The organism is Nostoc sp. (genome assembly GCF_036916985.1).
Lineage (GTDB): Bacteria > Cyanobacteriota > Cyanobacteriia > Cyanobacteriales > Nostocaceae > Nostoc.
On record NZ_JBALFD010000027.1, the window covers coordinates 261,812 to 276,290 of the forward strand.

11 protein-coding genes and 1 pseudogene are annotated in these 14,479 nt (G+C 40.5%); 3 read left to right on the forward strand and 9 right to left on the reverse strand.

The genetic code is table 11. The features are described 5' to 3' along the window. Nucleotides 1-34 precede the first annotated feature (34 nt). Nucleotides 35-232: a hypothetical protein gene (locus tag V7L07_RS11320; protein WP_334705584.1), complete on the forward strand. Its 198-nt coding sequence runs from the start codon at nucleotides 35-37 to the stop codon at nucleotides 230-232. Between the two features lie 4 nt (nucleotides 233-236). Here V7L07_RS11320 and V7L07_RS11325 read toward each other — a convergent pair whose 3' ends face one another. Next, nucleotides 237-740, reverse strand: coding sequence for an acyl-CoA thioesterase (locus V7L07_RS11325; RefSeq protein WP_335057775.1), 504 nt, complete (start codon nucleotides 738-740; stop codon nucleotides 237-239). A gap of 103 nt (nucleotides 741-843) precedes the next feature. On the opposite strand from V7L07_RS11325, the gene V7L07_RS11330 reads away from it, so the two are divergent. Continuing rightward, nucleotides 844-2,910 (forward strand): CHAT domain-containing protein, encoded by a 2,067-nt coding sequence (locus V7L07_RS11330; protein ID WP_335057777.1) that lies wholly within the window; start codon nucleotides 844-846, stop codon nucleotides 2,908-2,910. Nucleotides 2,911-2,981: 71 nt separating this feature from the next. On the opposite strand, the gene V7L07_RS11335 is transcribed toward V7L07_RS11330, so the two are convergent. Continuing rightward, complete coding sequence (locus V7L07_RS11335; protein WP_335057779.1) at nucleotides 2,982-3,839, reverse strand: SDR family oxidoreductase; 858 nt, start codon at nucleotides 3,837-3,839, stop codon at nucleotides 2,982-2,984. A gap of 159 nt (nucleotides 3,840-3,998) precedes the next feature. Next, entirely contained in the window at nucleotides 3,999-4,229 is a 231-nt protein-coding gene (locus tag V7L07_RS11340; RefSeq protein ID WP_292848643.1) for a hypothetical protein, read from the reverse strand. A 604-nt stretch (nucleotides 4,230-4,833) separates the two neighbouring features. Here V7L07_RS11340 and tatC point away from each other — a divergent pair. Further along, nucleotides 4,834-5,628, forward strand: a complete 795-nt coding sequence (gene tatC, locus V7L07_RS11345) for a twin-arginine translocase subunit TatC (protein WP_334697171.1) — start codon at nucleotides 4,834-4,836, stop codon at nucleotides 5,626-5,628. Between the two features lie 210 nt (nucleotides 5,629-5,838). Here tatC and V7L07_RS11350 read toward each other — a convergent pair whose 3' ends face one another. From V7L07_RS11350 to egtD, 6 genes and pseudogenes are all read right to left on the reverse strand, one after another. Further along, the gene (locus V7L07_RS11350; RefSeq protein ID WP_335057782.1) at nucleotides 5,839-6,801 is read right to left on the reverse strand and encodes a GGDEF domain-containing response regulator; all 963 of its coding nucleotides are present in this window, start codon (nucleotides 6,799-6,801) and stop codon (nucleotides 5,839-5,841) included. Nucleotides 6,802-7,416: 615 nt separating this feature from the next. Further along, the gene (locus V7L07_RS11355) at nucleotides 7,417-7,626 is read right to left on the reverse strand and encodes a DUF4058 family protein (protein WP_335057784.1); all 210 of its coding nucleotides are present in this window, start codon (nucleotides 7,624-7,626) and stop codon (nucleotides 7,417-7,419) included. 177 nt (nucleotides 7,627-7,803) lie between these two features. Beyond that, entirely contained in the window at nucleotides 7,804-10,884 is a 3,081-nt protein-coding gene (locus tag V7L07_RS11360; protein WP_335057786.1) for a response regulator, read from the reverse strand. A 75-nt stretch (nucleotides 10,885-10,959) separates the two neighbouring features. Then, nucleotides 10,960-11,076, reverse strand: a pseudogene (locus V7L07_RS11365) (transposase DNA-binding-containing protein); the annotation flags it as partial. A 241-nt stretch (nucleotides 11,077-11,317) separates the two neighbouring features. After that, nucleotides 11,318-12,655 carry a 5-histidylcysteine sulfoxide synthase gene (ovoA, locus tag V7L07_RS11370; protein ID WP_335057788.1) on the reverse strand — a complete coding sequence of 446 codons (1,338 nt, stop codon included), beginning with the start codon at nucleotides 12,653-12,655 and terminating at the stop codon, nucleotides 11,318-11,320. Nucleotides 12,656-12,819: 164 nt separating this feature from the next. Next, entirely contained in the window at nucleotides 12,820-13,794 is a 975-nt protein-coding gene (egtD, locus tag V7L07_RS11375) for an L-histidine N(alpha)-methyltransferase (protein WP_335057916.1), read from the reverse strand. Between the last annotated feature and the right edge of the window lie 685 nt (nucleotides 13,795-14,479).

Here is a 14,479-nt window from a genome sequence, read left to right on the forward strand (position 1 = left end):
ATTATTAAGGAATTATGTATAAAGGAATTAATATATGATTGCTACGCTGATTGTAGCTTGGATAGTCTTCATAATATTATGGAAGTTGCTGAAAGCAACCCTAAAGAGTGCATTGACTATTGCCGCAATCCTAATCTTATTAAATATCAGTTTTGGCATTACTCCGCAAGATATCTGGCACCACGTAACGCAGTTTGCTCAAACTATCTCCCAGATACAAAGTGGCAAATAGAAAATTAAAAATTGTTATTTAATGCCGAAATCTTGGCTAATGCATCCTTAACACTCGCTGGCAACTGACGCATAATCTTACCTCTTTCGCGATCTAAAGCGACTAAAGTCACCTTGGCGGTGACGTACAATTGTTGTCCATCAGTTGAGACAATGGCATAATCCCAATTGATTCGGACGCCAGTCACCTCAGCCATACGCGTTTTTACCACCACTGTTAGACCTAATTGAATTGAGTGATGATAGCGCACCGACAGTTCTACAACTGGTAAATCGCAGCCGATAGTGACTAAATCAGCAAATTCAATCCCGATAGATCGCAAGCATTCAATGCGTGCTTCTTCCATCCAAGCTATATAGGAACCGTGCCAGACAATGCCGGCATAGTCAGTGTGGTGGGGTTGCACTCTCACAGGATATTCAAACCAATTCCCAAATTCATGACTTGATGGATTGTCAAGCGAACTGGTTGGTGGTAGTTTTGGTTGGCTGGATTTTTCTTCTGACATGTTCAAATTTCTCAGCACCTATAAATTTTCCAAATAAAAATTAATTGCGTTGCCGGACTTCTTGATTTAATATGTACCCTCCTGGAACAGGGAGTATTTTATTATGCAGCCTAATATTAAGTATGTTAATGTTTTTGCTTTGACTCTACTTAGTTTACTAGGTTTTGGGATGGTATACCCAGACAATAACCATGTAAGCACAAATGCAAGGTTGAGGTACAAATCTGGAGAAAAAGCTCAAGCTTTACCCAAGAATAATCAACTATCAGAAGTTGCAAGGCTCAATGAAGAAGCTATCAAAGAATCTCGCCAAGGTCAATTTACACAAGGGTTGCAGAAATTACAAAAAGCATTAGCCATCAGCAGAGAACTTGGAGAGCGTTCTTGGGAAGCGGTAACATTCAACAACATCGGTAGAATCTACCAAAGCCAAAAAAAGTATAAAGAAGCACTTAAATCTTATCAGCAAGCCCTATTAATTAACAAAGAACTTGAGGATCTGGTTCGACTTGGCAAAACCTACAGTAATATAGGTTACTTATTTGATACTCAAAACCAACCAGAGTTAGCAATTTTTTTCTACAAGCACTGCTTGATTAATCGTGAGAAAGCTCGCTTGAATCCATCAGCGCTGAGTGTGCTGCAACCAGATGCTTACAGCATAACTGTTAGCCAGACATATCGTATTTTGGGTGAACGATTACTCAAACAAGAACGTGTTGCTGAAGCACAAAGGACAATGGATTTGCTCAAGGTTGAAGAACTAGAAGAATATCTCCAAAATGTGTCAGGTAATCAACGTACTGTCAAAGGTATTAATATAGCCGCAACAGAAAAACCAATTAAACAAAAGTTAGAGCAAACTCTGGATAATGCTGTTGTGTTGGGTAAAGAACTGACGACACTACGGAAAATTCGCCCCAAAGAGCGATCGCTCGAACAAAAACAACGCATCGAGCAATTAGTCTTAAATCAACAGCAACTTCTAGATGAATTTAACGAATTTATCAATAGTCCTTCAGTCAAAGCACAGATAGAGCAAATTAGCCGTACAGCTAGGCGGCAAAATTTGGATTTAGAGAGTCTCAACGAACTTCGCGATAATTTGGCGCGATTACCGCAAAAATCAGCACTACTCTACCCATTGATTTTAAAAGATAGCTTGGAACTGGTACTAGTCACTCCTGAATCTCCACCAATTCATCGTACCGTTGCTGTAAAACGCGAAAACCTCTATAAATCAATTGGTGTTTTCCGCCAAGCTTTAATCGACCCCAGCCAAAATATTAAAGCATCTGCACAACAATTGTATGACTGGCTAATTAAACCGATAGAAAAAGACCTGGAGTCATCAGATACACAAACTCTAATTTACGCTCCTGATGACCAGTTACGCTACATTCCTTTAACTGCTTTATATGATGGCAAGCAATGGCTAGTGCAGCGCTTTAATGTTAATCACATTACATCTGCCAGTCTGACTAACTTAAATACTCCAAAACAATCTATTTTGCGAGTTTTAGCCGGTGCTTTTACTAAAGGTAATTATCAAATCAAAGTTGGGAATCGACAGGTTGCTTACGCTGGCTTACCCTTTGCAACGCAGGAGGTAGAAAGTCTAGCAGCTGCGGTTCCTGAAACTAAGAAGCTTTTAGACGATGCCTTTACCCCCAGCGTTGCTGTACCCCAAATGGATGATTATACAATTGTCCATTTAGCGACTCATGCAGCTTTTGTTGTGGGTAAACCAGAAGATTCGTTTATTTTATTCGGGAATGGCGATCGCGTTAATTTTAGAAATGTCGCCACTTGGTCACTCCCCCATGTAGATTTAGTAGTGTTGAGCGCCTGTGAAACCGGCTTGGGAGGCAAGTTAGGTAACGGTGAGGAAATTTTGGGCTTTGGCTATCAGATGCAACAAACTGGTGCTAGAGCTGCGATCGCCTCTTTGTGGTCTGTGGATGATGGCGGTACACAAGCACTCATGAGTGCTTTTTATGGTATCCTCTCTACTGAGAATTTGACTAAAGTTGAAGCTTTAAGAAAAGCTCAAGTCTCATTGATTAATGGAAACTGGAAGTCTCTAGGTCACAACGCACCTGTAGCAGCTAGTAACTTTAGTCACCCATATTATTGGGCATCTTTTATTTTGATTGGCAATGGACTTTAGCCCGCTTTTATCACTCTCGCTAAAGTATAACTAAGTGCGATGTGAACTCTGAAGTATTGACAATCAGTAATCTATAGCCCCATTGAGTATAAAATTATTCTGTCATGTAGACGATCGGGCAAAATATGCTTTAGCAACGCTCCAATTTTGGCATCTTGTCCAACAAGATAGCGCGTCTTAGGTTTCTTTGCAGTGAGCGCCTGAATAACGGTTTGAGCGACAATATCCGCAGAAATTCCCCCAGATGCAAGAATCTGCATTTTTTTGCGGACAATATTCATGGCTTGCCCGTAGAGATTTTGTGCCGATTGTGGTAAATCATCCTGTGCTATTTCCGATTGACTGAGAGACTTTTCCCAAATTGGGGTAGCGATCGCACCAGGTTCGATAATAGAAACGGAGATTCCCCAAGGTCTTAACTCCATCCGCAGCACATCAGTGAGTGCTTCCAACGCAAATTTTGACGCATTGTAAGCTCCCAAGAACGGCGTTGGACTTCTACCAGCAATGGAACCCATATTGACAATTCGCCCCCGACTCTGGCGTAATAGACCAAGAAATGCTTGTGTGACTGCTAATTGTCCGGTGACATTAACCAGCATTTGTTGTTGAAATTCGGCGATCGTTAATAATTCTAAGGGGCCAGGGACAGCAATTCCGGCATTATTTACTAAACCCAAAATTCCCCCACCACCGACTGCATTTGTTACTTTATCAACGGCATCTGCGATCGATTCAGCATCAGTAACATCTAAAAAAATCGGAATCAGCCTTGGCGATCCTTTCTGTTTAAGTGTTTGAGCATCAATATCTTGACGCACGCCAGCAAAAACAGAGAAGCCCAACTGGTCTAAAAGCAAAGCAGTGGACTGACCAATTCCTGTTGAGGCTCCTGTAACCACTACTGTACGTTGATATTCTACAACCATTAATTTTATTTGATGATGGGGCTGCCTTTTTTTAGGGACTGACAAATAAAAAAATATCCAATAACTCTTGTGGGGTGGGCGTCTCGTCCGCCCAGTTTGTATGGTGGGCAAGATGCCCACCCCACAATATTGGATAATTTATTTCTTGGAGTTCCCTTATCAATCTTTGCAAATACCAAGCCGAAGGCAATCTTCGGTTTGGTCATCTCTAGCCGATATTTGCCACGGTAATATGCGTGATTGAGCATTTGTACTGTAAGCAATTAGAGCAGCTATTGTGGAAAACTGGTTTTTAACAATAGTCACGTCACTACTACAAGTATTGCCTAGCTCAACATTGTATAAATAAATAGGCAATGCCATGAGGGCAATGCAAATTGTTCGGTTCATACCCAACCTCAGCTAAAAATTTCCGATTACGCTATGTATAGATGCCACCTTGATGAACCGGATTTTTAAAACTGAGTGTTAAATGTTGAAGTTTTGAAGTTGTGTAAATTTACCATACTCAGTGCTGTTAGCGGTAGCGGGGCGTTTAGCCCGTGCTGAGTAAGAAGAGGAGTACTCGGTACTTTCGCACTTGGGTTTTTGCCATGCCCCTCTCTGCGAGACGCTGCGCGAACGTGGGCGGTCTTTCAACTCAGCACTCAGCACTCTTCATTCAGCGCTACTGGTCGCAGAGACGTGATTTCTTAATTATCGGTTCCACCCTTTTTCAGGTTAGGCATTGCCTACAAGATGGCTTCCTACTAACTTATGCAGATGCAAACCCAAAAAACAGGACAAAAACCCACAGCACCCAAAAACATATCTATGGTAGCTGCATTCCCCAGATAAAATAATGAAGAATGCTCGGTCACCGAAATGGTCGATGACTGACAAAAACTCATGATACAAGCCCATAAATAAATTTAGGGGATTGTTAATTTTGAATTTTGTACGCCCTTGGCGTTCTCGTAGGGTATTTTGAATTTTGAATTCGGAGCGAAGCGACGTGACGCCTTCACAAGACGTAGATACTATAAACGTTCCCAACATCGATCCTGAAGGATATGGCAACTCAGACACCGATCCTCTTGATGAGTTGCCAGGTGAAATCGAAATGTCCCTTTTCGACCACCTAGAAGAGTTGCGGCAGCGGATTTTTTATTCGCTGATTGCCGTAGCGGTGGGCATTATCGGCTGTTTCTTTGCTGTTAAGCCCATTGTCCAACTACTTGAGGTTCCAGCACAAGGAGTAAAATTTCTCCAACTTGCACCAGGAGAATATTTCTTTGTCTCCCTCAAAGTGGCAGCTTACACTGGCTTCATAATTTCTAGTCCTTTCATTCTTTACCAGATTATCCAATTTGTGGTTCCAGGACTGACTCGCCGTGAACGCCGTTTACTGGGGCCTGTGGTTTTGGGTTCGAGTGTGCTGTTTGGGGCAGGTTTAGTATTTGCCTATTTACTTCTTATCCCCGCCGCATTGAAATTTTTCATCAGCTACGGAGCGGATGTAGTCGAACAACTTTGGTCAATTGATAAATATTTTGAATTTGTGCTGCTACTGTTATTCAGCACTGGTTTAGCATTTCAAATTCCCATCATCCAATTGTTGCTCGGTAATTTGAATATTGTCTCGTCTCAACAGATGGTTTCTGGTTGGCGTTACGTGATTATGGGAGCAGTGGTTTTAGGAGCTGTCCTGACACCTTCTACTGATCCCCTGACTCAAAGTCTTTTAGCGGGAGCAGTTTTAGCGCTTTATTTCGGTGGTGTTGGACTAGTGAAGCTCACGGGGAAATAACATTTGGAATAAGTTAGGACTTACGCACGAGTTACGGAATAAGGAACCGCAGAGGACAGAGGGCACGGAGAAATCAGAGTTTGAGAGATATTTTGCGTAAGTCCTATAAGTAAAGAGAATAGGTAAAAAATTTTAATCAAAGCCTTGGCTCACAAGTTATACAGAATTCAATTCTGAATTCTGGCAACTGAGGCCAATATTTATGTTTTGTTAAGTTACGAGACGTTTAGCACGTTTATGCTCATACATGAGCTTGTCAGCCTCTTCTAGCAATTGTTCTAATGAAACGTTTTCATTTAAAGCACATTGAGTAGCACCAACACTTATGGATAGTTGATATGAGTAATTATGCTCTTGATTAAAGCGATCAATATTTTCTTGCAATCGCGGACGAAATTCATCTGTATTGCCTGGAGAGCAGACAGAAATAAATATTACAAATTCATCTCCTCCTATACGGGCAATAATATCCGACTCACGGAAGCTTTGTTTTAGTAATTTGGCTGTGTCAATGATCGCTCTGTCTCCTATTTCATGCCCTAGAGAATCATTAATCTGCTTTAAACCATCTAAATCAACAAACAAAAGACAGCAAAATATTTCTGTGCGTCGGGCAATTTTGAATTGATGATTTGCCAGCCAAAAGAAACCACGTCGATTATATAATCCTGTCAACTCATCAGTTAAAGATAGCTGCCTTACCTCTGCTTCAGCCTTTAGGCGTTCCTGAATTTCACCCTCTAGGCGTTGATTTTGCTCAATAAGTTGTTGATGTTGCTGTTTGATAAGTAACTGATTTCTGACTCGTATTAGCACTTCAAGTTCTTGAAATGGCTTGGTGATATAGTCTTGTCCACCCAATTCAAAAGCCTGCACTTTATCATTAATTTGGTCAAGGGCACTAATAAAAATAATCGGAATTTGATCTGTTTTTTTTGATGCTTTCAACTGTTGACAAACCTCATAGCCATTCATTTCGGGCATATTGATGTCAAGCAGAATAAGATCCGGCGGATTTCGCCCGGCGGCTTGTAATGCCATTCTCCCGTTGAGGGATTTACGAATAGTATAACCCTCCAAGTCTAGCATTTTGGCTAACAAACGTAGATTATCGGGGGTATCGTCCACGATGAGGATATTCGTTTCTGAAGGGGATTTAAGTAAATTAGCCATAGGGAAATGGGAAATATTAACAATTCAAAATTCAAAATGACGCTCTCTACGAGACGCTAAAAGCGTAGCTTGCTTCCCTGTAAGGGTACGCAGACTCGCTCTAAGCGTTCGCGCAGCGTCTCGTAGAGAAGCCATGCCGCAGGCTTTACGCTGCCCTAACAAAATTCAAAATTAAAGACATTTCAGGCGAGGATTTAAACCCAGACTGAAATGGGTGCTACACGTAGATTGCAGGTTCTTAACCCCTTTAATTTACAGTAAAAACTAATTATTTCTTAACCCTTGTTCGCGTAAAAGGGTATCAGACCATACAGCATCTTCCGATTTTAGAGGTGGTACTGGTTCTTTATTATAATCGGTTCTATAGGACTCATATTTGATTTCTGAAATATACGTAGTAGCGTGGCAAGACTAAAATAGTGCATTACAAATGTCTCAAATATTGAGATTTTAGAAACATAACCTAATTTTTCTATTGCAACATTTTAGCCTTGCCACGCCAGTAGGGTGCGTTACGCCAAAGGCTAACGCACCAGTTAACGATTTAGGTGCGTTAGGCTACGCCATAACACACCCTACAGATACTTAGATTTTTTCAGAAATCAAATCGCACTCCTATATATCTACCGAAACATCAAGTATGCGAACTAATACAGAATCGGAGTCATCACTTAAATAAGTACGTTGTTCAATTGCAACTCGATACTGTGGGGGAATATTTTGCTCAATAGTATCTGCGATCGCTGTGATCAATCGATGATGTACTTCTGACCAAAACACAGGATTTTCTAAATAAGGATTCATTCCGAGAAATGGAGAATTCATAGTTTTACTATCCTGAAATGAGCAATTAGAATGATTCTAAATTAATGCGCTAAAAGGGCGGTTAGAAACCGCACCTACACAGGCAAAACCCACCTCCGTGGGTTAAAAAACCTTGATTTCTTAGTCCACGTTTGTGTAGCCGCGAATTCTATTCGCCCAATACTTTTCAAACATCCTCTAAGTTTGGGTTAGATTTGCGATCGCCTCCAGTTCAAAATTATCCACCAGATATTTCAGACCATTGGCGAGAACTTGCTCCTCATTGGGGATTTGAGCGATGAGATTGTAGAGTTCGGCATCGTTGAGATCCAAAGCTGCTTGATGCGCCTGAATAATCCACTCTGGCGACATTACCTGTAAATCTTTGGTAGTTAGGGATTTCTGAGGTAAAGTTTGCTGGTCTAACCCCGATAAAGCTTCTTCGCGGTAGCAGTAGCGGACTCCTAAGTAGTGTGCAATCTTCTCAAATAGGATAGCTTCTATAAATGGTTTGTTGATGTGGTCGTTGCAACCTGCTTGAATGCTGGTGGTGTAGTCTTCCTCAAAAGCATAAGCCGTCACCGCAATAATCACCACGTCTTTACCTGCATCCCTCCCTCGAATTTGTCGAGTAGTCTCGTAGCCATCAATTCCCGGCATTTGAATATCCATAAAAATCAGGTGGGGCTGCCATTTTTCCCAAAGAGCGATCGCCTCATTTCCGTTCTCGGCAGCACAAACCTCAAAACCAACTGATTCCAATAGCCTGACAAGCAACTGACGATTTTCTCTAACGTCTTCCACTACCAGAATGCGATAAGTGGACTGTTCAACTTCCAGACCGATAACAGTACAAGTTATATCTGAGGTGATTATATCCACTGACTTTGCCAAACTCAGTAAAACCTCACAAATAAAAGTTGACCCCTGATTCAGAGTACTGTGGGCTGTAATATCACCACCCATTAAACGGGTAAACTGACGGCTAATCGATAAGCCTAATCCTGTACCTTGATTATGGCGACCTAGTTCTGTTTGGATAAAGGCTTCAAACACAGTCTCTAGATCAGACTGAGCGATACCACATCCAGTATCTTCAACTTCTACATGAAGGGTGATGATTGGTTTGGAATCATCGATAGAAAGAGAGGGACTGCGTTGTGTTGAATCAAGTGAGTTGACGCTGCCAACTCTCCCGGTCAAAACTTGTAATCGCAGAGTTACACTGCCTATTGTCGTAAATTTGATCCCATTGCTTAACAGGTTGAGCAGAATTTGGCGCAGTTTTGATTCGTCACCATACACATAGCGAGGAACGCTGGAATGCTGCTCTGTTTTCAGATCAATTCCTTTATTTAAAGCTTTGAGGGAAACCATATCTCTAATGGAGTGGATTAGTTGATGCAAATCGAAATAGTTTTCCGTTAGCTGTAACTGACCCGCTTCAATTTTGGACATTTCCAGCACATCGTTGATCAAGGTTAGCAAGTGTTCTCCACTGCGGCTAATGATGTCTAAATCTTCTTGAAACTCAGGTGGAATCTTGCCACTGCGGTTCATCAACTGAGAAAATCCCAGAATGGCATTGAGAGGAGTCCGTAGTTCGTGGCTCATTTTCGCGAGGAATTGGCTTTTGGCGCGGTTGGCGATCGCGGCTTGTTCTGCGGCTTGTTCTAGGGCTATCTGGGAAAACTCCAGCAGTGCCAACATCAGCGTATTTCGCATCTCACTAGCAGCTTCTAGTTCCGCAATCTCCCAAGGCAAGGAAGTTTCTCTCACGGTTTCCTTCCACAGTTCAAAGGACTTTCGGGGACACAATTCCATCTCTCCAATTTCATTGATTTTCACTGTATCCTGGGGGTTGCCCACCCAATTCACTGTCTGGATTTGCTCTGGTCGAAACCAGATAATGTGGTAAGACTTTTGTTTAACATGATTGAATAAAATTGAAATTGCGAGAATGCCGCTAGCTTGATCTTTAAATGCCTTCGCTTCTGGATATAAACGTGAGAGGGAATTGGTAGCAAACACTTGTTCCCCCTGATGTTGCACCAACCACGTCACTAAATCCTGCACTTGGGCGATCGATGGCGTTTGACCAACTAATGTCAGATGACCGTCAAGTGAAATCGCCGCTCCTTGAGCATGAACTAGCTCCAGTAATTGAAAAGTATTTCGGCTCAAAACTTGCTCAATCAAATTGGACTCTTGCAATAATGACTGTTGTAGTTCATCCTGAATCCTTTTCACCTGTGTTCGGTAAATATGCAATTCTTGTTCTTGTTTATGCACCAGTTCAATTGAGGCAAACTGTCCTAAAAATTCACAGGCTTGGCGAGTTTCATAATCCACTAGTTTCGGGCTGGAGTGGTGACAGGCAATTAATCCCCAGAGGCGTTTGTCGTCGAGCAACGAAATCGTCATCGACCCAGCAACCCTCATATTCTGTAAGTATTCAATGTGATAGTGAGAGACTCCTCGTAACACAGAATTACTCAGATCCAGGGGTGTATCCGTCAGAGGATGGTTGCTGGGAATTAGGGGGATCGGGGTGTAATTGACATCAGGAATGAATCGCATCCAGTTGCGGCAAAACAACTTGCGGGCTGGCGCGGGAATATCTGTCGCCATATAGTGCAGTCCTAAGTAGCTTTCTAAATGCCTCTGTTTCTGCTCCGCAATCACCACACCGCTGTCGTCTGCCTGAAAGCGGTAGATCATCACCCGATCGAACCCAGTCATTGCTTTTATATCTCTGGCAAGGGTTTGAGCCATACTTTTCAGGTTAGTGGCATTACGGAGATTGGCGATCGCCCCTTGCAGGCGGTGATAGAACTGGGTTGAATGGCTGCTGTTGCTGGATTGCTGAGGTTCTAGTTCCAGGATCAACCTATCTACCATCCGATACATCACACCTCTAAATGTTTGATTTTTCAGTTGCCAATCAGTCTGAGCAACCCGACGCCGCGTTTTTAGCCCAAACGGATTGCAAAGCTCCAAGTTATCTTGAGCTAGATACCCAGCAAGTCGTTGCACTTGAACGTTAGAAAATAACCGTTGTAATGGTTGACCCAGCAATGCTTCTGCCGAAATCCCAAAAAACTGTTCCACATTTTCACTAATCTGCAAGATTGTTAGCTGTGGCTCTTGCAGCATCAGCAACAGTCCATGCGGCTGAATATAGCCGGGAGCATACACTGATTCATCACTGCACACTTCTAAAGAAGTCAGTAGTGAAGGGGTCAGCGAGTCGAGTGAGATTGGATTTGGTGATTGCATAATTTCTGATTTGGATTGGCTAGAGAATTAGATATTCTCCAGCCCAATCTCAGAATTCTAACTGTGTTATTGATTTCAGGTGCAAGTAAGATAGAAGACTGATCCTTCACTTGCTTGTGGAACACTAGCTTCAGGTTTAGTCCTTAAATTTTCGACTATTTTGATTAACCGTTTGGTTCTTCTTGCGTCACCTAATTTGGTTCGGGAGCATCAACTTTTGACGGATCGCCGCCCTGCGCTAAGGCGCACGCTACGCGAACAGACTAGAAGTTTGTATAGCCGCGATTTCCAATCGCCCGGTGTTTCTTTGCAATGCTTCGGGGGTCTTCATCTAGACAACACACAATCTCTGGCTTTTGTCAAATTTTCTGTTAAGAAAGATGTTTATAATGGATAGCTTTACAAGGGGGGATTAAGGGGGGTGAGAATTAAATTAAAATTTCACATCTTGAACAATCCGAAAACCAGCGTGCTGATAAAAATTGGGACGGAACCAGTTGCGGTAATATTTTAAAGCTTCTGTACCATTAGTTATCCAACATCCCCCCAACATCATCTGATGTTGATCGTCAAAAAAGATGGCAGAATTATCTTGATAAAGAAAATGAGGTTGATATCCTGTAAGTGGATTTAAGTTATCACTCAACCATTCCCAAACATTACCCCGTAAATCGTATAATCCAGAGTTACTTTTCGTACTTTCTAGCATTCCAACAGGGCTAGGTGAGCCAAATTTTAAATTGAGATTGTAATTTTCTATATTATCTAATAAGCTATTACTGTAAGTTGCTGAATGATATTCTGCTTCACTCATTAAGCGAGTATCTTTCCCTTGCCAGCGACAATAAGCCATTGCTTCATAATAGTTGACTTCTACAGGCCAATCTAAGGGTAAATTTATTTGATCAAACATCGCTCGATACTTGTAGCTACCATTTTCATGTAACCAAAATTTGGGACACTGAATATTGTATCGGGTTTTCCAATTCCAAGATTCTTCATCCCAATAGTCTTGATTTTCGTAGCCACTAGCCTTCATAAAATAGATAAATTCGGCGTTCGTTATCAGATATTTACTGGCGCAAAAAGATGCAACTTCAACAGTGCGATCGCCATAATCAATATCCCATCCATAAGTCGAATCGTCAAAGGCTTTACCGAGTTTTACTACCCCACCAGTAACTTCTATCATTTCGTTCTGAGGAGTGTAACCATTGAAAGGGGCATATTGCCAATTTTGGGGACGTTTTACTCTCTCAATCGGTAGTTGGCGAATTAACATCGAAGAGGTTTCAATATGAATACGCTGGTGTTCAATCCCCATCATTAAAGCCCAAAGGGGATGAGTGGGATGAATTGGTAGAGTAATTGGGGTTGTCTTAATTAGTTCGGAAATTACAGTATATGCTTGTTCTCGATATTCCCAAGTCTCTGCAACTTGCGGCCATTGCAAATGAGCGATCGCTTCATTCAACTCCTCTGGAATTTCTGGATCGACTCCAATTTCAAACAGGATTTCATACTCTGGATTGAGGCGTTTTTCTAATAATCCTACCTGGATTAATTTATTGATGTAGAAAACAGCCGAATGCCCTAGATAAAAAATTAGAGGATTTCTCAAAGGGTCTGGATTGATATAGAATGTCTCTTCCCCAACCAGACTTTTCAATAATATATCTTCCATCTGCCAAGCATTCTTAAAGTAATCTAGGATTACTTGAGAATTGCAACTATCAAGTTTTGGTGGATAAATAGATTGATAACTGTTCATGGTGTCAATTAAATTGATATTTAAAAAATGTACAGGATGAAGAATTATTTTGGAATTTGAAATTCAATTTTGAATAAGTAATATCATGCCCAGCAGATTACTGGTAATATGTTATGGTGAACGCAATTAAAATTGTTCAACTGGGCATGATATAAAATTTAAGTTTAAGCTTGACAAAGAATTAACCCAAATAAATTATTGGGATCTGTCCAAGTCTTAAGTGTTTTAAGTCCGTGTATTTCTAGCTGCTTTTGCATAATAACTAAATCAAACTTACGAGAAATTTCAGTAAGAATACTTTCTCCATCTGCAAACAAAACTTGTAAGTCTAATGCTTCTAAAGATACCTTGTGACTCTTTTGGCAATGCAAATACATCTCAATTTGAGCATCAGTCTCATTATAAATAGCTTGATGAGTGAATAAATTGAGGTCAAAATTGCCTTGAAAACGCCAATTTAAGTGAGAGAGTATATTTATGTTAAAAGCTGCTGTTACTCCCTGAGTATCGTTATAGGCTGGCTCCAAAATTTCCTTGGGTTTTTGTAAATCAATCCCCAAAAGAAAGTAGTCACCTACCTGTAAAGTCTTAGTAATTTGTTTTAAAAAATCATCACATTCTCGTGGATTAAAGTTACCAAGAGAACTACCCAAGAAAAAAATTAGCCGTGATGCTGCAAAAGTAGATTCTAGTTTTATGAGTGCTTGTTCATAGGTTCCTATTAATCCCTCAATAAAGAAAGTCGGATATTTTTGCTGTAGCTTGATTACACTAGATTTAAGGATTCCCCTGCTAACATCAATGGGTATATATCTACAATAACTAGCAAACTTTTGATAAGCATCTAATAAAAACTCTGTTTTTGTAGAACTACCACTACCTAATTCCACAAGTTCACAAGCACCTGTCATCTGAGCAATCTCATCAGCATATTGGTGCAAAATCCATGCTTCTGTTCGTGTTGGATAATATTCTGGTAATTCACATATTTGCTCAAATAATTCTGAGCCAAGATCGTCGTAAAAATATTTTGGAGGTAAGGTTTTTGCACTTCGAGTTAATCCTTGAATGACATCTATACCCTCATTGTTGAGAGATTGATAATGCTCATTAAGAATTTTTATAGATGTCGCTAACATAATGCAAATGCTTTTGGTTTTAATTAGATTCTTAAATATGACAGATTTACTGTTTAATGGCAATACTTCTTTTTCCATAATTAGTTTTTCTGATAATACTAAAAGTTTATCGAGTTACTGTAGTAGCCTAGAGGATTTGACTGCTTTAATCTTTCTTGAATAATTAGACTATGAGCCAACAAGTAAGTCAGTACAAATAAACATAACTATCTTAGGTAAAGACTTTTTAGCCTATTACCAATGACAAATTACAACCATCTTTAGTTAGATTTTATTTGTATGAGCTTACTGACAGTGAAGTTAAAAGTAATTCTAGATTGAGTAGCGATCGCAAAAAATAAAGCTACTTTTTTATTGTTTTTATCAAGAGATGGACTATATTGAATTATGAGTTTTTTTAAAATAAAAAAATAGATATTTTTGATTTCAGAAAAGCTCAATTATCTGCGATCGCCTGCTGTAAGCAAAATTTCGTTTACTATTCCAGCTTTTGGCAAGTATTATCCGATCAGAGACGCTATGATAAAAGTCTAGAGATAACACCAAGAACGAATGAGTGTTAGAAAAATACTAAAAAAATTGGTAGTCACAGTAGGTAAGTTATAGTGTTGCATTATTGATAGGGGTATAACGAAAAATCAAGGATTCTAAAAATAATTTCCCGTTCTTTTTTGTCCATTTGATT